Source organism: Pseudomonas sp. Pdm06 (genome assembly GCF_014851795.1).
Classification (GTDB): Bacteria; Pseudomonadota; Gammaproteobacteria; order Pseudomonadales; family Pseudomonadaceae; genus Aquipseudomonas; species Aquipseudomonas fluorescens_AA.
The window spans coordinates 227,687-251,363 of record NZ_JACVAH010000008.1; the positions used below are offsets into that span (position 1 = coordinate 227,687).

Genomic DNA, 23,677 nt, shown 5'->3' on the forward strand with positions numbered 1-23,677 from the left:
CGAATTACCAGTCTGAGTTTTGGTTGACCGCCGCCTTGCTTGGGGTCGGTTATGGTCTCAACTATTCGGTCATTAATGGCCTGGCTGCCAACGAAGCGCCACCTGGACTGACCGCACACGCACTGCTGCTTTTCAGCCTGTCCTACTTCATTGGTGTATTCGGGTTTCCCTTTATCACCGGAACGCTCATTAGCAGCACGGGCGTGAAGGGGATGCTGCTTAGTATCGGATTGATCGCTCTGTTTGCCTGGGCCTTGAGTGTCAGTCGCTGGCTGGCCGGGCGATTCTGGAAATCAGCCTCTCTTTCGGAATGAAAAAATCTCCCCTGGTGTGCGATAGCTTCCCGGTGTGGGGAGTTTGAGCACAGGTGCAAGAAGGTCGCTAAGACTGAAGGTAGAAAGGCACGGCAAATTGCTTGATGAACGGCTGCTTGTGCAGCATCGCCACTGAATAGCATCAGGCAACTTCACAGCAGTATCAGGCAAAGGTTTCTGGGCACATGCCGTTAAGGTTCTCCTGGAAGAGCGTCTTATCAACTGCATTGCTGTGAGAGAACATCATGACCAGATGGATGAATTTCGCTTGGCGCGTCCAGGCTCTTGCACTGTCTTTAATATTTTTTACGAACAACGTCTGGGCTTCGGAAAACACCCAACACGCGAATGCGACTCTGGTCCGCCAGGCGTTCACTAACTGGCAGCAGGGCAAAGGCACGGTGTTCGATCTGCTGGCGCCCAATGCGAAATGGACCGTGGCCGGGACGAGTCCTGTTTCAGGTGTCTATAACAGCAAGGCTGAGCTGGCCCAAGTCGTGCGGCCCATTACAGCGCGACTGGCAACACCGATCGTCCCCACGGTGCAGAGCATCGTTGCGCAGAATGATGTGGTGGTTGTTCTGTGGGAAGGAACAGCCACGGCGCTTGATCAAAAACCCTACAACAACACCTACCTGTGGCACATGACCCTCAAGAGTGGTCAGATCATTGAAGTCACAGCCTTTCTGGACACCTACGTGCTGAACGATCTTATCCGGCGCGTAACCCCCCCGCAGTAGTGGCTGGGCTATATTGTTGGCTGTGAAGCCGTTCGCTTTTCCGTAGCGTGCCCTCCAAAAGGTTTACTCGCTTCAGAACAAAAACCGGAAATGCGTGGTCTTTGTCAGTACCCCAAGTTCGTCTCTCCCTGAGGTCGCACAATGAGTCTGATCGATTGCCCTGAATGCGCTTCCCGAATCTCCGACAAAGCCTACGCCTGCCCACATTGCGGCAATCCTTTCCGGGAGCCGAGTTTCCGTCTGACCGAGAAGAACGTGGGGCAGATTGCCGGGGTGACCGGCGTCTGGCTCACCGCGCCGTGGATCGCGCGAATGGTCTTTGGCGTGGTGGCCGTGATTGCGGTGGCGGCGGTGCTGATCCTGCGGTGAGCCGTATTCGCGATTGTCGGCTTATGTATTCAACGGCAACTGCGGACTGTCCGGATTCAACTGCTGGCGCCTGAACTGCCCTGGCGGCTGTCCATGTATCTGGCGAAAACGCCTGGAAAAATAAGCCTCGTCGGCAAAACCGCACAACCTCGCCACTTCGCCCACAGGCCGTGTGCCATTGAGCAAGTAATTGCGCGCTGCATGCATTCGACGTTCGAGCACCAGTTCGGTAAAGGTCTTGCCGATTTCCTTGCGCAGCCAGTGGGTCAGGTAGGTCGGCGACAGGTAGGTCGCCGCCGCCACTTTGATCAGGTTGAGGTCCGGGTCGGCGATGTTCTTGCGCAGGTATTCGGACATCCGGCCCAGTGCATCGCGTCGGCTGACTTCGGCGGCGTTTTCTTCGGCCAAGCGCTTGAGCGGCTCGGCGTACAAGGCGCAGACGCTGCCGATCAGTTGCAGCAACAAGCCCTTGAGCATTTCGCGGGTGCCGAATTGTCGATTCTCGTCCAGTGCGCGCATTTGCGTGATCAACGCGCATACCTTGGCGAAATCGTCGTCGCCGAGAATGAAGTCCAGGTGCTCCTGGAAACGAAACGGCGAGAGTTCTGGCGCCAGCAGAATCGAGACTTCTTCCAGGTCCATCGGGTCGCACTGCAAATGTGGCAACAGGAACGTCTGGGAAAAATTGATCACCATGAAGTTGCTGTCCGCCGGATGTGGAATCACATGCACGCGGTGGGGCAGGATGAAGGCCAGGGTGTTGCGTGGAAACGGACGCTCGACGTTGCCAATGTGTTGCACGGTGTCGCCACCGAGGTTGATCTGGATCTGGAAGTACTCATGGCGATGCGGGCTGGTTTCGGCGCGCCGGCCCTTTTTGTCGCGGATGTAGAAGTCCGTCAATTCGCTGCGTTGCTGCATGACATAGGTGGGGACTCGGCTCGGTGATGACATCTCCTGTGAATCCTCTGCGGGGCATGGCGGTGACGACGATTGTGACGGTGCATCTGGCCGATTTTCAAGGCGTTATACGATGACAGGGTGCCGAGACTGAATTTTCTGTAGCCCGAGGATGGCGGTTGGTTGTCCAAAACGACAAATTCGTATTTATGCTATTTGTCATTTAAAAACAGTTAGTTACGTTGTTCTTAAAAGCGATTTTAAAAAACCCAGCGATCTTGTTTTTTTGGACAGGTTTCTTGGACACGGTTTCAACCGGGAAAAATGATCTAACACCTCAGTTGATTTTGAATGGTTGTACGACCACTGTTGGGCCACGCAACCCGACCCTCCATCCAAAAACAATCAAAAGGTGCGCACATCATGAGCCTGTTCCTGTTTCACGCTGACCCTCCCGACCGCTCCTGCGACAGATCCTGTTGCAAGGCCTCTCTGAACACCTGACACCGGCTGTTCGCGCCTCTCATTCCTGTAGCGATTGTTCTGCCCCGGCATCGAGGGCATTGATTTCGGCTGCTCGTAAACATTTCGACGCTTCTAACAATAATGAGGTCCACCATGTCGAACTCCCACACCTCCCAAATTGCCAGCGCCCGGGACGCCGTGGTGCCTGAGCGCCTGCCGTCGCGGCGGCGTTGGTTCATGCTGTCGTTGCTGCTGATCGCGACGATCATCAACTACATCGATCGAGTGAATATTTCGATTGCCGCACCCTTCCTCGCCAAGGACCTGGGCCTGGACAAGATCGAGATGGGGCTGATTTTTTCTGCGTTTGCCTGGACCTACGCCATTGCGCTGGTACCCGCCGGGTTCATCGCCGACCGCTTCGGTTCCCGGTTCACCTACGGGGTGTCACTGATCAGTTGGTCGACCGTCACGGTGTGCCAGGGCTTTGCCACGGGCTTCGCTTCGCTGTTCGGTCTGCGCCTGGCGGTCGGTGCGATGGAAGCGCCGGCGTTTCCGGCCAACAGCCGGGCGGTCACGGTGTGGTTCCCGGCGCGTGAACGGGGCCTTGCCAGCAGCATTTACGTTTGCGGCCAGTACCTGGGCACGGCGCTGTTTACCGGTGCGCTGCTGTGGCTGGCGACTACCTACGACTGGCGCCATGTGTTCTACAGCACCGGTGCGCTCGGCATCGTTTTCGGTGTGGCTTGGCTGTTCCTGTATCGCGACCCGATGAACTGCAAGAAAGTCAGCAAGGAAGAACTCAAGTACATCGAAGCCGGGGGCGGGCTGGTCAAGAGCAGCCAAGAGCGCACCCGGTTCAACTGGCGGCAGATCGCCGAGCTGTTCAGCTATCGGCAGGTCTGGGCGATTTGCATCGGTAAGTTCGCCAGCACCTCGGCGCTGTACTTCTTTCTCACCTGGTTCCCCACGTACCTGATCGAAGAGCGTCAACTGACCATGATCAAGGCCGGGATATTCGCCGTGCTGCCGTTCGTGGGCGCGACAGTGGGGATCCTGCTCGCCGGGATCGTCTCCGATCTGCTGATACGCCGCGGTTATTCGCTGTCCTTTGCCCGCAAGTTGCCGCTGGTGGTCGGGTCGATGCTGGGCATGTCCATCGTGCTGGTGAACTTCACCGATTCGAACGTGATCTGCATCGCCGTGCTGACGATTGCCTTCTTTGCCCAGGGCATCGCTTCGTCCTCGTGGGCGGCGGTGTCGGAAGTGGCACCCAAGGAACTGATCGGGCTGACCGGCGGGATCACCAGCCTGGCGGCCAACATCGGCGGGATTGTCACCCCCATCGTGATTGGCGCGATTGTCCACAAGACCGGCTCATTTGCCTTGGCCTTCTGGTTCATCGGCGGTGTGGCGCTGATCGGCACCTTGTCCTATTCGTTGCTGCTTGGCCGTTTGTATCGCATTGAACTCAAGGCGCGCTGAGCCCGGAAAAAAGCTGTTTTTCTCCAACACGAGGCGGCATTCCTCCAACTTAGCCAGGGATTGCCGCCGTACGCTGACGCTTCTATCAGGACTTTTACCAGGATGAACATGCCCGAGTATGTCTTTACCCCGGACTTGCCAGTGACCCTGCCGGTTGTTGGCACCCCACAGCGTTTTCCCGTCGGCCGGGTCTTTTGCGTCGGTCGCAACTACCCTTGGCCCGATACCCAGGGTGAATCCCGAGTCCCACCCGTGTTTTTCATGAAACCTGCCAGTTGCGTGGTGGAGGCGACCGGCGACGTGACGTTTCCACCGGTGACCGAGGAGTTCGCTCACGAAATCGAATTGGTCGTGGCCATCGGGGAGGGCGGCGCCAACATCCCTGAGAGCCAGGCGCTGGCCTATGTGTGGGGCTACGCGGCGGGTTTGGATCTGACCCGGCGTGATGTCCAGCGCCTGGCCAAGCGCAACGGTTTGCCGTGGGAGGGCGCCAAGGTGTTTGACGGCGCCGCGCCGATGACGGCCATCGTGCCGGTGTCGCGGGCGGGGCACCCCGAAGGCGAGTTGTGGCTGAACGTGAACGGTCAAGAGCGCCAGCGCGACAGCCTCGACAGCCAGATCTGGTCGGTCAGTGAAGTGATCGCCCGCATCTCCCAATCGGTAGCGCTGCGGGCTGGCGACCTGATCATGACCGGCAGCCCGGCAGGCGTCGATGTGCTGCAGCCGGGGGATGTCATCACGGCCGGCATCGATGGCATCGGCGAACTGGAAATGCGCGTCGGTCCGCGTTCATCTGACTGAATTCGAGAAGGGAGAATCCACATGTCCAACACATTGAAAGTGGCTCTGGTGACTGGCGCCGGCAGCGGGATTGGCCGCGCGGTGGCCCTGGGCCTGATGGCAGACGGCTACACGCTGGTGCTGGCCGGGCGCCGCCCCGAGCCCTTGCAGACATTGGTCGAGTTGGCGGCCTGCGAGGGGCGCGAAGCCCTGGCGGTACCCACCGATGTGCGCGATCCGGCCAGTGTCGATGCACTGTTTGCCGCCATCGCCGAGGCCTACGGACGCCTGGACGTCGTGTTCAACAACGCCGGCGTCAATGCGCCTGCCGTGCCGCTGGATGAACTCACGTTCGAGCAGTGGCGAAACGTGATCGACACCAACCTCAACGGCGTTTTCCTGTGCGCCCGTGGTGCCTTCGGCCTGATGCGCCGGCAACAGCCCCAGGGTGGGCGGATCATCAACAACGGTTCGATTTCGGCCCACACCCCGCGGCCATTCAGCAGCGCCTACACCGCCAGTAAACACGCGGTGCTGGGGCTGACCAAATCCCTGGCCCTGGACGGACGCGAATACAACATCGCCTGCAGCCAGATCGACATCGGCAACGCCCTCACCGAAATGTCCGTGCGCATGACCAAGGGCGTGCGTCAGGCCAACGGCAGCATCGCGGTGGAGCCGATGGTGGACGTCAAGCACGTGGCCGACGCGGTGCGCTACATCGCGGGCCTGCCGTTGTCGGCCAACGTCTTGAACATGACCGTCATGGCCACGGCCATGCCGTTTGCCGGTCGCGGTTGAGCCTGGGCGCTGTTCATTTTTGAGGCGGTGCATGCGTGGCGAGCACACCTGATTACGCTTGAATCAGTTTTTTCCTATTCCGTTACGAGGTCTACATGAAGCCAGAAGTCTTGCAGCTCAGCCCGATCCTGATCCCTGAAATCAATACCCGGCTCAACGAGCTGTTCACGGTACGGCGCTATTTCGAACAGGCTGACAAACAAGCCTATCTACAAGAACATGGCGCCAACATTCGCGGTGTGATCACCGGTGGGCATACGGGCATCAGCCAGGCGCTCATGGCGCAACTGCCCCAACTGGAAGTGGTGGCGGTCAACGGCGTGGGCACCGATGCGGTGGACCTGGCCTACGCCAGGGATCGTGGAATCCGCGTGACCGCCACCATCGGCGCGCTGACCGAAGATGTCGCCGACCTGGCGATCGGCCTATTGATTGCGGTGTGCCGAGGGCTGTGCACCGGTGACCGCTACGTGCGCTCCGGCCAATGGCCCCAGAGCCCGACGCCATTGGCTCCGTTGCCATTGGCCCGGCAGGTGTCCGGCATGCGCATCGGCATCGTCGGCATGGGCCGGGTCGGTCGCGCCGTGGCAACCCGCGCCGCCGCGTTCGGTTGTCCGATCAGCTATACCGATCTGCAACCGATGAGCGACGTGAACCACACCTTCGTCGCCGACCTCAAGCAACTGGCTCGCGACAGCGATGCCCTGATCCTTGCGGCGGCCGCCGACAAGGCTGAAGCCATCATCGATGCCGAGGTGCTGCGCGCCTTGGGCCAGGGCGGTTACCTGATTAACGTGGCCCGCGGCAAACTGGTCAACGAGCCCGACCTGGTGGCGGCGCTGACCGCCGGGGAAATCGCCGGTGCGGCGCTGGATGTGTTTGTCGATGAGCCGCACGTGCCCGAGGCGTTGTTTGGCAATGAGCAGGTGGTACTGCAACCACACCGGGCGAGTGCGACGTTGCAGACCCGCACGCGGATGGGGGAGATGGTGGTGGCGAGTCTGGTGGACAGTTTTGCTGGGAAGGTGCCGCAGGGGTGTGTGACGGGGTGAGGTGTGGAGCTTCAAGGCGGTTGCGAGACGGTCAAGTTGAGTGAACTTGCTGTGTTGAGGCGCAAGCGGAGGTGAGGTCCCGGGTGGTGTGATGGTCTGCGCTTTACCCGGGCAGTCACTAAAGACCAAGATAACGACCTATTTTGAGGGAGCCTCCTCCATGCAACTCGTTTTGGCTGATATGGCCGTCAGCGTATCCGAACTCAAAAATCGATAGAAGCAGGCTAGGAGTGATAGTCCACTTTAAGTTAGGTGGACACCGTCGCATTTGACGTCGAGATCAGGAAGGTATGTTGGCCAGCCGCATACCGTTGTTTTTGGGGGATTGCGCCTTTATGTCAAACCGCTCGACCGACGCTGCATCTGATGTATCAAGGCATCTCGCCCGTAGTGATCAAGTTCAAAAACTGTTCCGCATCGAAGATAAAAGCACCAGCCGCTAGTGCCTTTGTAACCTTAGTCGGACCGGCGTTATCACCATAGCAAAGAAACGTCAGAGTCTTGCCTGGAGTACTCATCACCCTTAACCCAAAATCCTGCGCCTTCTGTTCGAGCTCTGCCCGATGCGCAGCAGCAAAACCAGTGAAAAGAATTTGATTTATTCCGTCGGGCGGCGACTTGGGGCGCGGACAATTGGAGGCGGTCTCCAGCGCTGCCAAAGCAGACGGCTTTGGTTTTGGCGAAAGCCTTGGAGCGGGAGGGGCGGCGTCGTTCAGTAATAGCTCTGCCCCCAACAATATCTCGACAATTCGATCCTTTCGGAAGGTTTTTGGGAATGAGTCGCCAGTGGATCGTCCCTGAATGTAGAGTGAGTTCTCTGACCACTGGATCAGTTCTCGGACACTCAAACTACCCTTCGCATCTTTGTAGCTGAACTTGATAATCGTCACTAATCTCACTCCTTGTGATTGTCAAATTGCCGGCTAAACCGGCATCTACACGAAATCCTTCCGCCTTCAATTCGATCAGTGAATCTGCACCATCGGCGCTCTGTGTACCCTTCCGGTATTCGTTAGGGTTGGGCAACGTTTGATCCTCAACGCATGCTGCCGAAATCTACCACCATTATTTCGTCACGAGGCAATGCAGTTGTATCAAGCATATTCAGATGGAAGCCGCGTTGCGATCAGGCTCCAACACCTGTCGATCTCTCTGGCAATGCCGCCGGTGCCTTTCTTCCCCTTTGGCTCCTCGAGCGCTGTGAGGTGCTCCAGCAACCACTCATCTGTCCATCCCGCCCATTCACCTGCAACGGACCTGAGGTTGGCTTCGAGCACCGGGAATACTTCATTCCACAAGATGCTGCGCATTTCACTGGGCGAATAGCCGCTTTCAAGGACGACGCGAGCGATGTAATCGTAGGTCAGGTCGTCCATCTCAGTGTCGAGAAAGAGCGAAGAGAGGGCTTGCCAGGTTTTCAGGCGGTTCGAGTCGAAAAGGTCCATGTTTTGTCTCCGGATGTGTAGGTGATCACCCATTTGGCCCAATGCTGCCGGCCAAATCGCCTACTTGCCACAGTATGAGTCCAACTGCCGCCAACACATCGATGTTGTGAAAAAACACAACCGGAATACCATTGGCTCAAAGACAAGGAAGCCTATGGATATACTCACGCCATCACGTTTTGACGACGCTGCAATTTTGTACCCGAACGACAAGACTGGACTTGATCGTTGCCTGCGCATTTTGAAGATGGCTCGCCCCAAGGCGTTCGCGGACCTGCAAAAGCTTTTCGGTACGCACGGTGTCGATTTGTTCAATCCCCGAGCCGCAATGAATTGGGTTGTGATCGACGTAGGCGCAAATAATCTCAGGGTGATAGGGGGTATCAACTACACCCGGCAGAAGTTCTACGTCAAACACATCTACACGCATGCTGATTACGACGTGGCCAACGCCTGGTATGCAAGAAACAAAGGGGTAAAACGATGAGCGCAGACCGGAACGATTTCCAGACCGTGATCGCAACGCTTGGTGAGCTGCATGCGGTGCTAGAGCGCTTGCGCGGCGAGTTTGTGCATGGCATCGAGACCCCCGCCGACTATGAGCGTGCGACCGACTTGCTCGATGAACTCACCGATGGGCGTGAACTGAGCAAGACCGAGGAGAAAATTCTCGTTGAACTCGAGGATGAAATCCTGGCCTACCAGCGCGACTCCGACCAGTTTCGCCAATCGAATGCCGCTTTTGAGGCGACCTGCACCCCTGTGCAACTGATCAGGGATTTGATGGAGACGCTCGGACTCACCGGTTCAGAGCTCCCTGAAATAGGTGATAAAACAGCGGTGTCCAAGGTGCTCAGTGGGGATCGGCCCATCAGTCACAAGATGGCGTACGCACTGGCAGAGCGCTTTGCGATGGAGCCGAGTGCTTTCTTGCCGCCAGCCTCGGCAAAGGCGACGCCTATCCAAACCGTTCGCCCTCCCGCCAAGAAAACCTCAGCTCATTACCGCTTTCGTAGCGACCCTTTGACCGCACATTCGGTTAAAGAGGCTCGTACCGGTGCATACAAAGTGGTGGCTTCGAAAGGCCGCAGAAAGACAGTTGAAGATCCGGAAAACGGCTAGGCAATAATTCTCCCCTTCCATCCAGGGGCAGCCCAGCTAATGCAACATTCACAATGAGGATCGTGGCTCATGGCAAACATTCAAAAGGCCGCCCAGATTGGATTCTCATCGCAAGCCCACACCTATGCCAAGGGGCGCCCGAACTACCCAAGTGAACTGAGTGCCTGGCTTGAAAAAGAATTGGATCTTCTTCCGGGATCGGCAGTTATTGATCTAGGGGCCGGCACAGGAAAATTCACTCGATTGTTGAAGTCCATGGCGCTCGATGTCATTGCAGTCGAACCGGTTGAGGCCATGCGTGCCGAGTTTGCCCAAAGCCTGCCGGACGTCAGGATTGTGGAGGGGACGGCAGACAGTATCCCGTTCGAATCTGGAATGGCACAAGCAGTGGTGTGTGCCCAGGCCTTCCACTGGTTTGCAAATGAAAAAGCGCTTGCCGAGATTTACCGAGTGCTCAGGGCGAATGGCCGGTTGGGCCTGATCTGGAACGTACGTGATGAGTCGGTGGACTGGGTGGCTGCTATCACTGATATCATCACTCCATACGAAGGCGATACCCCGCGTTTTCATACCGGGTCGTGGCAGTCACCCTTCACAGGAAACTACTTTTCGACTCCTGAACTGACCTGCTTTCGATACACACATTCAGGAAGCGCCAGGGAAGTCATCATGGACCGCTTCCTGTCGGTGAGTTTCATCGCCGCCTTGCCTGCCGCCGAAAAGGCCAAGGTGAGTGATCAGTTGCAGCATCTTATCGACACGCATCCCTCCTTGAGGGGGCGTGAAACTATTGATTTCCCTTATCAAACCCAAGCCTATCTGTGTCGCCGTCTGGATTGAGGACAACGCTGGAGTGGGTTGTTTTTCAAGGACACCATGATGTTTGAAAAGGACTTTCATGATGCAAACCATCCCCACATTCCAAACCCGCCGTCTGATCCTCACACCCCTTGAGCTGACGGACGCACCGGTGATTCAACGGTTGTTCCCACACTGGGAAGTGGTCCGTTACCTGGACAGTCGCGTGCCCTGGCCTTACCCGGATGACGGCGCGCTGACATACGTGCGCGACCACGCGCTCCCCGCTGTCGCCGCCGGATGCGAGTGGCACTGGATGATCCGGATGGCCGACGATCCGCCACAGAGCATCGGCAGCATCAGCCTGTACGACCAGCCTGGCAACAACCGGGGTTTCTGGCTGGCGCCGCAATGGCAGGGAAAAGGCTATATGCGCGAAGCGTGCGAGGCGATCAACGCCCATTGGTTTGAAACCCTGGGCCGCCCCGTCATGCAAGTGCCCAAGGCGGTGGGCAACCTGGCTTCACGTAAAGTTTCGGAACATGAAGGCATGCGCATGATTGCGACGCAGCAGGGGGACTTCGTTTGTGGGACGTTACCTAAGGAAATCTGGGAAATGACGCGGGAAGATTGGCTTGAGAGATAGCCATTATTGACCCGCCAAAGGACGCCACGCGGTGGTCTGCAGATGAGGCCACTGTTTGAGCAGTAGACCGCGGGTTGTTTCTACGCCCTGCAAGGTTTCAGTGCAATTGACCATCGCGGTAAAGCTGCGAGTGGTCAGCATGAAGCTCTCCGACCCTAGCGCCTGGCACTGCTCGCTGGCGCCGATGGGTTGGCAGAACATCGGTTGCATTTTCACATCGTAGCCTTGGGCCCGAGTGAATGCCTGGAACTCCGGCATGGCAAGACGAGCCGGTGTGCCGCTCAGTGCCGGGCCTTGCCAGACGGGGGTGATAAGGCCCCTTGCTGGATAGTCGCTCAGCCCCTGGACTTGCCTGGCCTCGAACAGGGCAAAACAGAACGAAGTATTTGTCGCGCTATTGCTCGCTGGCGATGTCACGGGGGCGGCCAGGGGGAGGCTCGGCGTCGGTGCGACGACTGCCGCAGGCGCAGGCGCTACCGGGGGCGCCATGCCCGATGAGTCGCCTACTTCCACCAGCACATCGATGGGAGCCCGATAACGCCACACCTTCAGCGGCGCCGCGAAACCAGGTCGAATACGGCTGGCGACAGCGGTCAGCTCGGCTGGGCTATTGACCGAAGTCCCGGCAATTTGCAAAACGATATCGCCGGCCAACATGCCTGCCTTTTCAGCGCCACTTCCTGGTACGGGTCCCAAGACCAAGACGCCACTGACAGCGGCTAAGCCGAATTGCCGAGCCACCGTCGGTGTAACAGGGGTGATGTGCAGGCCCAAGGTTCCCGACTGATTGGACACGGGTACGGGCATTGCCGCTGGCGTCACGGATGTCGGAGCCACCGTAGCCGCGCTGGGCACAGGAGCGCTGCCGGCTGAACAGTCGCGTTGTGTGGCGACCTGTTGGATCACGAGGTTAACGGGGTCGGCGGCCATGTTGGGGTATTGTTCCCAACCCCGTTTGGTTGCCAGGAACGTTTCACAATCCATGGCGTAGTAGGTCGCCGGGTCTCTGACCTTGCGCAGGTATTCCGCTGTTTCGGCTCGCTCGGCGTCGCTGTACATGGGGTTGACGCAAGACGCCAGGAGCGGGGAGAGCACCAGTATTGCGGTAAGGCATTTTGTCGACATGGGCTTCTCTGGGGTCGTGGCGTTCAGGCGGGTCCAGGCAAGGTACTATTTGGCCATCATCCTGTCCAACCTCAAACCAAGCACTTCGTTGCCGTGGTGATTGAGACGGGCGGCATCCGGGCGAACGTGCATTCGATATACAACTTAAAGGCACTTTGCCATGATGCGCCACGATCCATTCGAATCCATCACCGAGAAGCGAAATGTCTGCTCCTGCCTTCAAATCAAGCACCAGGCTCGCCGTTGCACTTTCGCTCACTGCCTTGGCTGGCTGTGCCTCTGATGGCGGTCTCGGTGAGGCGGCGGTAGTCGGTGCGATGCTGCTTCCCATGGGGGGAGTGGACACCAGCGTAATGACCAGTGCCGTAGGCCTGGCGGCCGGCGCCTATGTGGTCTCCTCGGTCGCGACAGCGGACTCTGCCAGCGTCTCTCCCGCGACCTCCACCATTGCCGCGCCCCAAGGCCTGCCGCCCATTGACCTGCAAAAACTGGTGACCCGGGAAACGCCTGACCGCTATCGCTCCAAGTCCTGTGAGTACATCGAAATGTCCCTCAGCGAAGTGCCGATGTACCAGGCGAGCGCCGAGCCGGTCATGAAGCAGGTCGCAACGGCTCGAAAAGAAGCGGCCAGCCAGGTATGGCTGGAAAAAGCTTGCCAGCCCGCCAATTTACCTCGTGGCCGGATCGGCGCCAGCATCGACACCATCGATCCGAAGCGGGCCATGGCCCTGTCAGCTCCCCCAGCTGGGGTTGTGGTGTTGTCAACTGTTCCGGGGAGCGGTGCGCAACAGGCCGGGATCTTGTCTCAAGACGTGATCGTGGCAGTGGATAACGGGCTTATCGCCGATTCAATCGATTTCAGGGTGGCCGTTGCAAAAGCGCCAATTGGTTCGCGGGTGAACCTGAAGGTATGGCGCAACAACGCGTTCAGCATCGTGCCGGTTCTGGTGGGGCCTGGCGGGACTCAAGTATCGATGACGCCGACGGTGATGGCGAACGGCGTAGCCGCTGCGGTTCCGGCCGATGCACTGTATTGCACCGCCGCGCTGTCCACCCAGCATACTTACGGCGCTAGCGTCAGCCCGGTCAAGTTGATCGCCGGAGCCGCGAGCGACATGCAGCCCTCGCTCAAAAACTACATCGCCAAGGTGAAGCAGGAACAACCTGGCGTTTGGGGGGATTTCAAACTGAACAGCGCTGTTTGTGCGCCGGGTGCGGTGGTGTGCATGGCCGAGGCCAAGGGGCCGAGCGGCAAGACCCAGAACGCCTTCGAGTTCTGCCACGCGACGCAAGCCAAGGCGGATGCTGAGCTGGCCCAGATGCGCCAGGGCGATCCGAAAGCAGTGATTGTTGATTGGCCTTGAGCTGCAATCGTCTTCTGCGGTTATGATCCAGCAGTTTGAAGTGCTGGCGTGCCTGGAGGCATGCGCATGATGGGGGACGCTTTAAGGCGGTGGGTAATCGGGAATACCTGTCACCGGCGATTGGCGTCCAAATCCGTTAACGACGATGTACAACAGTGGACCGATTGATACGAAGATGGCCGTGATCAGGAAGTAAGGCAGCAGCGATGTGAACGACCTGCCTTTCGAACGTGTGTCCTTGTACATCCAGATGCACGCCATGCAAGCGAGCAGATAAAGGTCGATGACGACCTGTGCGGTGTCTGGGCGAGACATGAGCCCGATGCCGAACGCCAGGAGCGATTGATCGGCGAGAAACAAAGTACTCGCTGTGTACACGGAAAAAAGCAGCAGCGTGACAAGTGCGATGTAAGGTTTCTTCACTTTGCCTCCTTGGACAAGTTCATTGATCAGTGGAGATAGGCTAGTGATTTGACCGTCATGGTTTCAATGACCTCAGAGGTCATCGACGCCGCTCACCCGCAATGCCAGAGTCAACGGATGACCAGTCGACCTTTTTCTCGAACGACGCCGCCAACCTCGGCCGGTGCGCAACTGCGTCACTTGCGCCAACAGGCTGGACTGAGTCAGCTGGACTGCGCACTGATCACAGGCATCTCCCAGCGTCACCTTAGTTGCATCGAGACGGGGCGCGCCAAGCCAAGCCCCGGCACTCTGCATAACTTATTGACTGCCCTGGATGTACCTTTGGAGCGATGCAATGACATCTTCCTGGCCAGTGGTTACGCCCCTCGCTACGAAACGACGCCGCTCACGTCGTCGTCAATGGAAGTGGTACGTGATGCCATTGACCATGTACTTCACGCCAATAACCCCGCCCCGGCGATTGTTCTGAATGCTCAATGGGACATCCTTGCCGCGAATGCCAGCGCGGGTGTCTTGTTCGATCTGGTTGGGCTTGCCAGGGAAGCGACAGAGGGACTCAACCTCTTGGTGACACTGCTGCAACCCGGCGGCTTGGGCGATCGTATGAGCAACGCCGAGGAAATAAGAGTAGTGGCCTGGCAACGGGCATCTCGGGAAGCCTTGAGCAATCCCGCGTTGGCTGAGATTCTGAAGAGCCTGCCGGCCCCACGCAGCGCTGCGGCGCTGGCGAACGAACTGCCTCCGTTGTTGCTGACACGAGTCGACTCTCCCCAGGGTGAGCTGACGTTCATGTCAACGTTCACAACCTTCGGCATGCCGTTCGACATCACCATGAGTTCATTGCGTATCGAGCATCTGATTCCTGCCGACGCCAAGACCTGGGCGGTCATGACCAAGGCATATGGGCAAGCGCAACACTCACAATGATCAAGGAAGACCCCATGCAACCGTCACTCAATCGAATCATGCTGTATGTCCGGGACGTTCAAGCGACCTGCGATTTTTATGAGCGTCACTTCGGTTTTACCAGTGAAAGAAAAGTCGATGACCGCGTCACCGAATTGAGCCCTGCAAACGGTGGCGCGATCCTGATGGTTCACCCTGCGGGGAAGGCCGTTAAAACGGGGCAAGTCACCGTAAAGCTTGTCTTTGATCTCCAGGATGTAGAAGGTTTCAAGGCAAAATGCCTGGCCCAGGGCCTGAAGTTTGGCGCGACGCACAGGGCGGACGGTTACTCTTTTGCCAACGCCAAAGACCCTGACGGTAATTCCATTTCTATCTCCAGCAGGGCGTTTGCATGCAACTGAGCTTTCACAAGATGCATGCCAATGGCGATGACTTCGTGATTGTCGATTCGCGAAATTCGGCCAGTGCGGTGACGAGTGCCATGGCCCAGCGGATGGGGGATCGGAATCGGGGCATAGGCTTCAACCAACTCGCGGTGTTGCTCGATTGCGACGATGCCGATGCGCGGGTGATGTTCTGGAACGCAGATGGTTCTGCACTGGATGTTTGCGGCAGCGCGACACGAGGTGCGGCGGACCTGCTCATACGCGAAGCAAATGTGACTTCGCTAGTACTGCGCACTAACCGTGGTTTGCTTACTTGCGAACGTACGCCAACCGGCGCCATTTCCGTCGACATGGGCGTGCCGCTTTTCGGCTGGTCGGACATTCCCTTGGCGCAAGATCTGGACACCGCTGCCTTGCCACTTGCTGACAGTCCAGCCGCCTGCAGCATGGGAAATCCCCACTGCACTTATTTTGTCGATGACCTGGCTGGCGTTGATATCGCGACGATCGGACCGGCCATCGAAACCCACGCGCTGTTCCCGCTCAAGACCAACGTTCATTTCGTCCAGATCATTGATCGTACGCATATTCGGTTGCGCATCTGGGAGCGTGGGGCGGGTATTGCGCTGGGGTCGGGGTCCTGTTCGTGCGGTGCGGTTGTCAATGGGATTCGTCGTGGTTTGTTGGACAGTACCGTCGAGGTTGAATGTGATGGCGGCAGCGTGACGGTGCAATGGGATGGCCTGGGCGCGGTCTTTCTCATCGGGCCGGTGGAGGCGAGTTTTTCGGGGACGATGAGTTAAGGTTGAGTGGATAGGATGAACTCCACAGAACCGTTACCCACCGCCAATCTCCTGTGGGAGCGAGCTTGCTCGCGAAGGCTGCAGCAAGTTACATACATAGCCTTAAAGATCGCACTCCGTGGCGAGGGAGCTTGCTCCCGCTCGGCGGCGTAGCCGTCGTAGACCGGTCGATGCCGTTTGTCTGGAAGAACGTTTTGGGGCGGCTTCGCCACCCAGCGGGAGCAAGCTCCCTCGCCACAGGATTATGGCGGTTGCATCATTTCTCCATAATGCTGAGCCACGGCCAGCGAGCCTGATAACTTTTCGCCTTCTCATCGAACAAGTCCGGCTGGGGATTTCTTGGATTCATGCGAAGAACGCCTTGCTCTATGTCGTCCAGGCCATAGGGCGCATAGACCTCACCGGTTTCAACATCCAGCCCAATACACGTACCCGCAATCAAGTAACGATCAATGCCATCCTTGGCCGACTGAAGCTGAGGGTAGGGCTTGCCAAACCGCTGACCGTACCAAAGGTGGACGCGCGCCTGGTTCTTGATCTCGATGTTGACGTCGAGGTCCTGGAAGAGACGCTGGGCGGCATGGATCACTTCATCCTCGGCCTCCCAGGACAGGTCGGGGTCGAAGTAAAAAACATCGTAATCCTTCACGCCCCAAGCGGGTGGCCGCTGCGACTGATGATTCCAGACGGCTTGGAACAGGCAGCCAGCGGTGAGCATGCATTGATTCAAACCGAGTGAAGGCAAGCGCGCGGTGATTTGTGCGTTGATTGGGTTGGTCATTGCTATGCTCACCAAACTTTCGACCGTCAACGTCATATTCATCCTTTTGAAATCGATCCAAGCGTAGTGACTGAGCCTACATCAATTGCAATTTTCGGATAGGAACGCCCATGAATTTCTTCAAGAAGCTCTTCGGTTCATCGAAAATCCCTGAAACCCAAAACGACCAGCCTGCGCCGCAGTCCCACGAGCTTGGCGACCTGACCGAGGCTGAAGCAGCCAATCTGGCCATCCGGGAAGCCGGCGCAGCGTGCCTGGATCGTCATTGGAGCGCTGTCGGCACGGTCGAGCGGGATGTTCTGTCCTACTTGATCAGTCCGACCTTTTCCGGCGGCCCGTACTGGCCTTCGACCCGCCAGGCCTACCGCGTGGTTCGCCGCGGCGACGCGATCATTCTCGCCACTGAAGGCCTTTCCGATCCATTCGATGATACGGAAGGAATGGGCAACGGCTTCGAAATGGAATTGTTCGTCGAAACCGCGGATATCCCCGAGCACGCTTACGGCCCGGTGGGAGAGGTCGACCCTTTCAAACGCAGCTGGGCATTCGAGCTGGTGGAACACGTCGCCAAAACGGTGGCCGATGCGGGTGGCATCACCCACCAACTCGACCAGCACGGGGCGCTATCCCTTGAACTGCCCGGGCTGAGCCAATCGCACCACATGAGCGATCAATTGCCCAAACTCTTCGTGACCGATGACGACTCCACCGGCGTTCTGCTCGGCGCCCCGGCACCGGATTTTCCTACCCAACTGGATGACATGCCCTTGTCCCCGGTCAGGTTGGTACCGGTGGTCTTGATCACCGCTGCGGAGCTGGAGTACGTGCGTTCAGGGGGGCGAACGGCTAGGGAGGATCTGGTGAGTCGGTTGAAGGCGGCGGGCGTTGGGCATATGAGCAGTCTGCATCGAGCGAGTGTGGTGTGAGGCCAGGAGGGGCGGCCGAAAACCAACCCGAGTGAACGGTCGCTTTTTTTTTGTAAGATCGATTGATACCGCGTCCCATCCCATACCCTTTCGAGACATCAATGACTGACTATCGTGGACTCATCCTCGAAGACACCCGTGAAGGCGCCACCGACCTTGCCATCGCGCAACTGGAAGCCAGCCTGGGTGCCCGCTTGCCAGACGACTATCGCCAGTTCCTCAAGACCTGCAACGGCGCCTACGTGGAATACGATGTGCTGGCCACGCTCGCCAATGGCGATGAGGAGTTGCTCAGCTTTTCACTGTACGGGCTGGATCCGGACAAAGAGTATGAATTCAACCCCTTCGAACTGGAGCAACTGCGGGCTCAGCCCGGCTTCCCCGCGACGGGATTGTTGCCGATCGGGCGTGACGGCGGCGCGAGTATCTTGCTGCTGGATTTGCGTGAAGGGCGCCAGGACGTGGCGGCGATGGTGGCGGGCTTACCGGCCTGGACCGGGCGCCGTCAGCAGGGCGATGAGTATGTGTTGCTGGCGGATTCTTTCAATGGTTACTTGGACGCGCTGCATCTATCGCAAGAGCGGATCGAGGAGCATATCAATCACTTCATCATCAGCCCTGAAAGTGTTGAGGCGACGTTGGAGTGGCTGGATAAGGGAAGTCCGGGGTGGCGGGAGCGGTATCGGGAGTTGTGGAATGCGAGGGTTGTGGATCGGTTGATCTGAAGCCTGATCCGATGGCTGAAACCCGATTTGCCGAATGACGCCAGTCTTCAGTCGAGACGGTCGATGGCGCGTGCAAGATTGGCCCGTGCCTGCTGCTCGAATGCGTCGAAGTACGGTGCAGTCGTATAAATGCGCCCCCGTGCCAGAAAACCTTCAAGGACCTGGCGGCGCTTTTGGCGGTACACAGACAGCGGCACAAACTGGTACTCGCGGCGGATTTGTTGGTCGTATTCCTCGAACCGCTCGAACGCTGCCCCAAGGATCGCCAGATCCGTATCCACCAGCACCGCTTCGTCTGCCGACGTCGGAGCAGCGTCGTGCCGCGTCACCATCACCAGCTCGTAAAGCCTGCGTCGCGTTTCATCGTCCAGGCCGTTATCACGTGCCACATCATCCAACCATTGGGCACTGCGCAGCTCGTTGTCGCTGCGAAGAGGGTCGTAGACCGCATCATGGAACCATAGCGCGAGGTCGACTTCGGCGGGGGCCGGGCAGGCCGCGTTGACGAACCGGCGCACCTGAAGGCATTCCTGCAGATGCTGGAGGGTGTGGTAAGCGCGATGCGGCTCGCCGTAGCGTCGAATGAGGGCTTCGTACGTCTCCTGGGGCGCGCATCCGACGCCAAGCTCCGCCCAGACGCGAGCCCAGCCAGCGAAACCCGTGCCATCAGCCACGTCGAGGTCGCCGTGTATGCTGGCCGGCAACAGCGCACTCCCTGCTGGCGAGTCCGTCATTGTTTCTCCTGCGCTTCAAAAAATGAAAAAGGGCACACCCATTTTGAATTACTGGGCATCGCCCGCTGGCGCTCCGTAAGGTACACCAATCTCGACCCGGTCCGCCTTTACCCAACCGGTGTAGTCGTCGCCACTCTTGGCAATGAAGTTCACTTCCAGCCATGATTCGTCTTCAAGGCTGGCGTAAATGGTGAGAGAGTCGCCGGGTATTACGAAAATCTTTTTATTGGCACAGGCTTCATCCGGCGCTTCGTGAAAATGCAGGCGTCCGGTGCCGATGACCTTGCCTTGCACCGACGGATGAAACTCAGGCACGGTGCCAGAGATCTTTTCCGCCAGGGCAGAACAGTTGACAGCGGCCTGGCTCAGGGTGCTGAAAAGGCACAGGCATAACACGCTTGAACGCAGATACATCTTGGCGAATCCGTTTTGGGGGGAGCTTAGGATAGTTAAGTCGGAAACTATTGGGGAAGAGTCATACCTTGACTCCTATGAAAAATGGAGCATGAAAAAATAGGGACAGTTTTATTTTCACGAGTCTCGACGTGAACTGATGATTCGCCAGCTGGTCGTGGGCTACTGCTACGCTATTCGCTCCGAAGGCAGGTTGTGCGTATCGCTGCTTCTGTCGAATCGGCCGATAGCTTCCGGTCGCGGCGGCCAGTAATTGGGTCAACGCGGCAGGGTCGTTGACGAACAGCCCGTTACTTGTGGATAAGTCAGGCAAACCAGTGTCAATTTATTCTTCGGTTCAAATCCGTGATCAATCATGCAGCGTTGGGCTTTGGCAGTGCTTCCAATGCTTGCGACATCTAGATTCGACCCCAGTGGTTTGGCATAGCCGCATGCGTACATTACCGGCAGGGCTTCACTATCATTGGCTACCTGGACTGAGAAATGCTGTGATGCTCCCGCTTTACGCCAGGAGACCTGCATACGTTCATCTCGGCCTGAATTTGGCTTGATTGGGTGAAATGCCTCATCTTCGACAAAAGGCAAAGCTTCGAGCTGGGACAAGCTTAGAGGATGGCCCTGCCTTTCTTCGACGCAGGCTGGCATATGCTTCATTATTTCACAGTATTCAAAACCGTCTTTGCGAATAAAGCCAAGACGCTGCATACACTGAAAGTGAGTTATCTGTACATTTATTGGGAAATGGTTCTGGGGCCCTGTTACAGGATCGCCACATTCTGCCATTGCGGCTTTGACGCCCTCTACAGATGTCGAAGCGCGTTTCCATTGTGTGAACGACGCTGGGGGTGGGCAGCCCGTGAGTAAAAGTGTCACTGTGATTAGGGCTGGTATGGTAATGACCTGAGATTTGCTGAACATATTTTGTCCTTAAATTATGTTAGTACCATGCCAATGGTATCCAAATCTCTGGGAGCATAACTGAGATCTATAATCCGCATGACTCCGATGTCTACAAACGACCTTCTTCATAGCCCGATGACTGCGCCAAAAACTCTGCGATCAGCGATGCAACCTGCCGCTGAATCACCCCCCGAGCACGACCGCCATCACCATCCCGACAAATGATCCCATCCCCCGGCACTTCCTCTTCAAGCATTTCCTGCGCCCCAGGCTTACACATCGACATGAAGCTGAAATGGCTCGCATCGCTGATCTCGATGTAACGGCTCGACGCTGGGGGCAGGCGCTTGGCCAGGTTGGCAGACTCCAACTCAGCGGGAAGCTCTTGCGACGGTACACCGGCCGCGATCACCAAGGTGGGGACAGGCAGCGCGGCCAGGCTTTTATCGGTCAGGCCCCGCGAAAGGCCCAGGTCCAATGTCACCACCGCAGTAACACGTTTATCGCGCCAATCGGCGGCCAATTCGGCCTTTGAATCAGCGGTGCTGGCGGGGTTCATTTGTTTGTAAACCGTGCAGCTGGATAACTGCGAATGGGCTTTGCAGTCTTGGGCGAAGCGCTCTGGATCGAAGCGAGCGCCGGCGATCTCCAGGGCGGTCCAGCCGCCGAGTGAATGGCCCACGGCTGCAATTCGATCATTGGCGACCCGACCAAATTTTTCAGGTTGAGTCGTGACCGCATCGATGGCTCGGCGCAGGTCGACGGGTCGCTGCCATAACTGCGCCGCTGCTTGGGGGCTGCGGTCATGGGTAGTGCTGCCGGGGTGGTTGATGGCGGCGACGATGTAACCCTTCTGGGCCAAGGCGCTGGCCAGCCAAATCTGGTTGCTCCAGTTCCCCCTGTAGCCATGGGAGAGCACCACCAGTGGGTGTTCGCCCGCAGTTGGCGGCGCGTTACGCACGGCGGACGCGCCGACAAACACCGCATTATCGGCGATCAGTTGCGGGACTGCGGTTGTTGCGCTCGGGTACCAGACCACCATTTCCAGTGCACGGCCATTGTGTGGATCCGGCAGGGTGGAAGATTGAAAACCGATGGGGGCTTCGTCAGCCAATGCGGTCGTTGTCAGGCAGGCCAACAACAGGGCGCCGAAAGCTGTTTTCAATGCCGTTTCTTCCTTGATCAGACGAATGGGGTTCTCAAAAAGCACGGGCATTAAAGCTCAGATTCGAACCGTTGCGCACAACTTTCATCGACCCAAAAAACTAGCCCTCGAAAGTAAACTCCGCAGGGGCGAATCGCTCGCGGGTGTCCATACGAATATTGCGCAGCGCCACGGTTTCCAGGTGTGACGCGTAGAGCGATTCCGAGAAGTAGCTGATCAGGATAGAGCGACGGCGTGCGCCAATCGCGTTCAGGCTGCCCGCGTGCACCAGGTCCACATCGAACACCAGGATGTCACCGGCACCGCCTGAAAGCTGTACCGCGCGTGACTCGTCATTGAAGTCGAAGGGTGGCGCATCCGGCTCGGTGCGATGGCTGCCGGGGACGATCCGTGTCGCGCCGTTCTCGGGGCCGTAATCGTCGAAGAACGCCAGGGCGACGGCGATGTCGCCTGGTCGTTGGGCCGACAGATCGCGGTGCAGTGGTTGCTGGCCGCCACCGGCAAGGGGCTCGCGGCCTTCCACTTGGGAGAGGAAGAATTGCTCGCCGATCAACTCACCTGCCACCGCCAGTAGCTGGGGTAGACGACACACGGCTTGAATCCTCGAATCATCGTCCAGCATCGAATAGCGCCAGTCCATGCCACGGGGCACTGGCCATTGATCCGACGGTCGCACGCCTGCATCGAACACGCTACGCAAGTCAGCCAGCCACTCGTTCGGGATCGCTCGACGGAGCAGGGCGTAGCCGTCTTGGTGGAGTTGTGTGCGGTCAGCCATGGTTCGTCCTTGTGCGGGCATTTGGAAGGCTAGTCTGTAAACCAAAGTGGGACCACCCGAAAACGAAGGTGACCAGAGACAATCCCGGTAGGTTTGCAGTTATCATCCAGCCACCATCCAAGAAAAGGACTTCACCGATGAAGCGTTTGCTCGCCTGCACCCTCCTGACACTGGCCGTCGTCAGTTACGCCAAGGCCGACCAGAGCACCTTCGAAGAAACGAACTCGTGCTCGGAAGACATCGATTGCCAAGGCGATTTCATCTGCAAAAACGGCCAATGCGACAGCCCTCAACTCCAGCGAAGCCCTGTTGCAAAAACCACCGCCAAGACTCAAGCCGCACCACCCGCGCCGCCGGGCGTTACCTATCAAGCGCTGCCCGTCAATACCGAACGTGCCGGACCTTTCACGACTCAGACTGAGGCGATGGCAACTGCGCTGAATTATCAATCGCGGGCGGGTGTGATGAACGTCATGGAATCCGTTGTCGAGCAGGCCGAGTACACCGGTTATGTGACGATTGAAAAGGCTTACACGTTTGGCCCGAGCAAGTATGTGTTGGTTGTTTCCACGGGCGAGGGCGGCAATGCTTGCCCGGCGTCGACCTATGTATTCAGTTTCGACACCCAGGCCGAGCGCGTTGATGGCAAGCGTGAAGTGGAGGGGTGTTCTGAATTGGTCGAGGCCATGGCGGAAGGGAACAAGCTCATGGTCAAGAAGGAGGGCGGTGTGACTGTTGTTTATAACGGGATTGTCGAGTAGTTCAGGTCGACGATGCGCTCGTGGCGAGGGAGCTTGCTCCCGCTTGAGTGCGCAGCGCTCACAAAAGGGGCCGCTGCGCAGCCCAGCGGGAGCAAGCTCCCTCGCCACAGGTTGTCGGCGGGCAGGCTTATGGCGTGGAACCTGCCGGCGCCGCATCCAATCGTCGTGCAATCACATCCATCACGTCACACCCATCACGCAGCGGGATGCAGCAAAGCTGTGCCAGATCTTGCAAGGTTGCGGGATCGATGGTCAGTTCATCATGCATCGCCAGGTTCTCCAGGAATTGGGTGGCGGCACGGATTCGATAGGCGGCTGAGTCGAGCAGGATGTGTAGCGGGGCGGTGGTATCGACGTAGAGGGGTTGGTCGTCGGCGTTGCTGGTCAGGCCCATATATTGGTTCATAACAATTCCCTGTGTTGTTGGAATTGTGTCAATCGAGTCGCCAAACCCGGTCGCCATTTGGGCGACGCCAAAACTATAGACGTCACCACAAAAAATACGCAAGGGATTGATAGCGAAGGGGATTCCCAATCATATGTAGGATGTTGCCATCGTCGTAAGC

The 23,677-nt window shown here is 57.9% G+C and carries 30 protein-coding genes; 18 read left to right on the plus strand and 12 right to left on the minus strand.

Annotation, left to right across the window (positions count from 1 at the left end; translation table 11 throughout):
• Nucleotides 1-23 precede the first annotated feature (23 nt).
• The 3 genes from IB266_RS15470 to IB266_RS15480 all read left to right on the plus strand — a co-directional run bounded on the left by IB266_RS15470 (nt 24) and on the right by IB266_RS15480 (nt 1,423).
• Nucleotides 24-314, plus strand: coding sequence for a hypothetical protein (locus IB266_RS15470; protein ID WP_412548309.1), 291 nt, complete (start codon nt 24-26; stop codon nt 312-314).
• A 257-nt stretch (nt 315-571) separates the two neighbouring features.
• Entirely contained in the window at nt 572-1,054 is a 483-nt protein-coding gene (locus tag IB266_RS15475) for a nuclear transport factor 2 family protein (protein ID WP_192261731.1), read from the plus strand.
• 141 nt (nt 1,055-1,195) lie between these two features.
• Entirely contained in the window at nt 1,196-1,423 is a 228-nt protein-coding gene (locus IB266_RS15480; RefSeq protein WP_003204158.1) for an integrase, read from the plus strand.
• Between the two features lie 21 nt (nt 1,424-1,444).
• Here the strand turns inward: IB266_RS15480 and IB266_RS15485 are convergent, their stop codons facing one another.
• Complete coding sequence (locus tag IB266_RS15485) at nt 1,445-2,377, minus strand: helix-turn-helix transcriptional regulator (RefSeq protein WP_103307972.1); 933 nt, start codon at nt 2,375-2,377, stop codon at nt 1,445-1,447.
• Between the two features lie 564 nt (nt 2,378-2,941).
• Here IB266_RS15485 and IB266_RS15490 point away from each other — a divergent pair.
• The 4 genes from IB266_RS15490 to IB266_RS15505 all read left to right on the plus strand — a co-directional run bounded on the left by IB266_RS15490 (nt 2,942) and on the right by IB266_RS15505 (nt 6,906).
• Nucleotides 2,942-4,273 (plus strand): MFS transporter, encoded by a 1,332-nt coding sequence (locus IB266_RS15490; protein WP_060741315.1) that lies wholly within the window; start codon nt 2,942-2,944, stop codon nt 4,271-4,273.
• Nucleotides 4,274-4,375: 102 nt separating this feature from the next.
• Complete coding sequence (locus IB266_RS15495) at nt 4,376-5,074, plus strand: fumarylacetoacetate hydrolase family protein (RefSeq protein ID WP_192261687.1); 699 nt, start codon at nt 4,376-4,378, stop codon at nt 5,072-5,074.
• Between the two features lie 21 nt (nt 5,075-5,095).
• Nucleotides 5,096-5,854 (plus strand): SDR family oxidoreductase, encoded by a 759-nt coding sequence (locus IB266_RS15500; protein WP_103310963.1) that lies wholly within the window; start codon nt 5,096-5,098, stop codon nt 5,852-5,854.
• A 95-nt stretch (nt 5,855-5,949) separates the two neighbouring features.
• Entirely contained in the window at nt 5,950-6,906 is a 957-nt protein-coding gene (locus IB266_RS15505; protein WP_060741318.1) for a 2-hydroxyacid dehydrogenase, read from the plus strand.
• 371 nt (nt 6,907-7,277) lie between these two features.
• Here the strand turns inward: IB266_RS15505 and IB266_RS15510 are convergent, their stop codons facing one another.
• Nucleotides 7,278-7,796 carry a BRCT domain-containing protein gene (locus IB266_RS15510; protein ID WP_318646595.1) on the minus strand — a complete coding sequence of 173 codons (519 nt, stop codon included), beginning with the start codon at nt 7,794-7,796 and terminating at the stop codon, nt 7,278-7,280.
• Nucleotides 7,797-8,000: 204 nt separating this feature from the next.
• The gene (locus IB266_RS15515) at nt 8,001-8,351 is read right to left on the minus strand and encodes a hypothetical protein (RefSeq protein ID WP_192261688.1); all 351 of its coding nucleotides are present in this window, start codon (nt 8,349-8,351) and stop codon (nt 8,001-8,003) included.
• Between the two features lie 154 nt (nt 8,352-8,505).
• On the opposite strand from IB266_RS15515, the gene IB266_RS15520 reads away from it, so the two are divergent.
• The 4 genes from IB266_RS15520 to IB266_RS15535 all read left to right on the plus strand — a co-directional run bounded on the left by IB266_RS15520 (nt 8,506) and on the right by IB266_RS15535 (nt 10,917).
• On the plus strand, nt 8,506-8,838 hold the full coding sequence (locus tag IB266_RS15520; protein WP_192261689.1) for a type II toxin-antitoxin system HigB family toxin: 333 nt from the start codon (nt 8,506-8,508) through the stop codon (nt 8,836-8,838).
• The gene (locus tag IB266_RS15525; protein ID WP_192261690.1) at nt 8,835-9,473 is read left to right on the plus strand and encodes a helix-turn-helix domain-containing protein; all 639 of its coding nucleotides are present in this window, start codon (nt 8,835-8,837) and stop codon (nt 9,471-9,473) included. The genes IB266_RS15520 and IB266_RS15525 overlap by 4 nt, the downstream gene beginning before the upstream one ends.
• Nucleotides 9,474-9,542: 69 nt before the next feature.
• The gene (locus tag IB266_RS15530) at nt 9,543-10,313 is read left to right on the plus strand and encodes a class I SAM-dependent methyltransferase (protein WP_192261691.1); all 771 of its coding nucleotides are present in this window, start codon (nt 9,543-9,545) and stop codon (nt 10,311-10,313) included.
• Between the two features lie 61 nt (nt 10,314-10,374).
• Nucleotides 10,375-10,917 (plus strand): GNAT family N-acetyltransferase, encoded by a 543-nt coding sequence (locus tag IB266_RS15535; RefSeq protein WP_103310967.1) that lies wholly within the window; start codon nt 10,375-10,377, stop codon nt 10,915-10,917.
• 3 nt (nt 10,918-10,920) lie between these two features.
• Here the strand turns inward: IB266_RS15535 and IB266_RS15540 are convergent, their stop codons facing one another.
• Nucleotides 10,921-11,976 carry a S1C family serine protease gene (locus IB266_RS15540; RefSeq protein WP_192261692.1) on the minus strand — a complete coding sequence of 352 codons (1,056 nt, stop codon included), beginning with the start codon at nt 11,974-11,976 and terminating at the stop codon, nt 10,921-10,923.
• 269 nt (nt 11,977-12,245) lie between these two features.
• Here IB266_RS15540 and IB266_RS15545 point away from each other — a divergent pair, with 269 nt between their 5' ends.
• The gene (locus tag IB266_RS15545; RefSeq protein WP_192261693.1) at nt 12,246-13,406 is read left to right on the plus strand and encodes a PDZ domain-containing protein; all 1,161 of its coding nucleotides are present in this window, start codon (nt 12,246-12,248) and stop codon (nt 13,404-13,406) included.
• A gap of 81 nt (nt 13,407-13,487) precedes the next feature.
• On the opposite strand, the gene IB266_RS15550 is transcribed toward IB266_RS15545, so the two are convergent.
• Complete coding sequence (locus tag IB266_RS15550; RefSeq protein ID WP_192261694.1) at nt 13,488-13,829, minus strand: DUF2834 domain-containing protein; 342 nt, start codon at nt 13,827-13,829, stop codon at nt 13,488-13,490.
• Between the two features lie 117 nt (nt 13,830-13,946).
• On the opposite strand from IB266_RS15550, the gene IB266_RS15555 reads away from it, so the two are divergent.
• Genes IB266_RS15555 through dapF form a run of 3 tightly spaced genes read left to right on the plus strand, consistent with a single transcriptional unit; the run spans nt 13,947 to nt 15,927 of the window.
• Complete coding sequence (locus IB266_RS15555; protein ID WP_225613551.1) at nt 13,947-14,759, plus strand: helix-turn-helix domain-containing protein; 813 nt, start codon at nt 13,947-13,949, stop codon at nt 14,757-14,759.
• Nucleotides 14,760-14,773: 14 nt separating this feature from the next.
• A complete protein-coding gene (locus tag IB266_RS15560; protein WP_060741326.1) occupies nt 14,774-15,139 on the plus strand; it encodes a VOC family protein in 366 nt (121 codons plus the stop codon).
• Entirely contained in the window at nt 15,130-15,927 is a 798-nt protein-coding gene (dapF, locus tag IB266_RS15565) for a diaminopimelate epimerase (RefSeq protein ID WP_192261695.1), read from the plus strand. The genes IB266_RS15560 and dapF overlap by 10 nt, the downstream gene beginning before the upstream one ends.
• A 256-nt stretch (nt 15,928-16,183) precedes the next feature.
• Here the strand turns inward: dapF and IB266_RS15570 are convergent, their stop codons facing one another.
• The gene (locus tag IB266_RS15570; RefSeq protein WP_192261696.1) at nt 16,184-16,744 is read right to left on the minus strand and encodes a nucleotidyltransferase family protein; all 561 of its coding nucleotides are present in this window, start codon (nt 16,742-16,744) and stop codon (nt 16,184-16,186) included.
• 74 nt (nt 16,745-16,818) lie between these two features.
• Between IB266_RS15570 and IB266_RS15575 the strand changes: the two genes are divergently transcribed.
• Entirely contained in the window at nt 16,819-17,634 is an 816-nt protein-coding gene (locus IB266_RS15575) for a suppressor of fused domain protein (RefSeq protein WP_192261697.1), read from the plus strand.
• 101 nt (nt 17,635-17,735) lie between these two features.
• Nucleotides 17,736-18,359: an SMI1/KNR4 family protein gene (locus tag IB266_RS15580; RefSeq protein WP_192261698.1), complete on the plus strand. Its 624-nt coding sequence runs from the start codon at nt 17,736-17,738 to the stop codon at nt 18,357-18,359.
• A 47-nt stretch (nt 18,360-18,406) separates the two neighbouring features.
• On the opposite strand, the gene IB266_RS15585 is transcribed toward IB266_RS15580, so the two are convergent.
• The 5 genes from IB266_RS15585 to IB266_RS15605 all read right to left on the minus strand — a co-directional run bounded on the left by IB266_RS15585 (nt 18,407) and on the right by IB266_RS15605 (nt 22,350).
• The gene (locus tag IB266_RS15585; RefSeq protein WP_192261699.1) at nt 18,407-19,093 is read right to left on the minus strand and encodes a hypothetical protein; all 687 of its coding nucleotides are present in this window, start codon (nt 19,091-19,093) and stop codon (nt 18,407-18,409) included.
• A 48-nt stretch (nt 19,094-19,141) separates the two neighbouring features.
• Nucleotides 19,142-19,507, minus strand: coding sequence for a hypothetical protein (locus IB266_RS15590; protein ID WP_192261700.1), 366 nt, complete (start codon nt 19,505-19,507; stop codon nt 19,142-19,144).
• Between the two features lie 258 nt (nt 19,508-19,765).
• Nucleotides 19,766-20,425: a hypothetical protein gene (locus tag IB266_RS15595; RefSeq protein WP_192261701.1), complete on the minus strand. Its 660-nt coding sequence runs from the start codon at nt 20,423-20,425 to the stop codon at nt 19,766-19,768.
• 91 nt (nt 20,426-20,516) lie between these two features.
• Nucleotides 20,517-21,572: an alpha/beta hydrolase family protein gene (locus IB266_RS15600; RefSeq protein ID WP_192261734.1), complete on the minus strand. Its 1,056-nt coding sequence runs from the start codon at nt 21,570-21,572 to the stop codon at nt 20,517-20,519.
• Between the two features lie 100 nt (nt 21,573-21,672).
• On the minus strand, nt 21,673-22,350 hold the full coding sequence (locus IB266_RS15605) for a phytanoyl-CoA dioxygenase family protein (RefSeq protein WP_192261702.1): 678 nt from the start codon (nt 22,348-22,350) through the stop codon (nt 21,673-21,675).
• Nucleotides 22,351-22,487: 137 nt separating this feature from the next.
• Here IB266_RS15605 and IB266_RS15610 point away from each other — a divergent pair, with 137 nt between their 5' ends.
• Nucleotides 22,488-23,111 (plus strand): hypothetical protein, encoded by a 624-nt coding sequence (locus IB266_RS15610; RefSeq protein WP_192261703.1) that lies wholly within the window; start codon nt 22,488-22,490, stop codon nt 23,109-23,111.
• Between the two features lie 127 nt (nt 23,112-23,238).
• Here IB266_RS15610 and IB266_RS15615 read toward each other — a convergent pair whose 3' ends face one another.
• Nucleotides 23,239-23,517 carry a short-chain dehydrogenase gene (locus IB266_RS15615; RefSeq protein ID WP_192261704.1) on the minus strand — a complete coding sequence of 93 codons (279 nt, stop codon included), beginning with the start codon at nt 23,515-23,517 and terminating at the stop codon, nt 23,239-23,241.
• Nucleotides 23,518-23,677 lie beyond the last annotated feature (160 nt).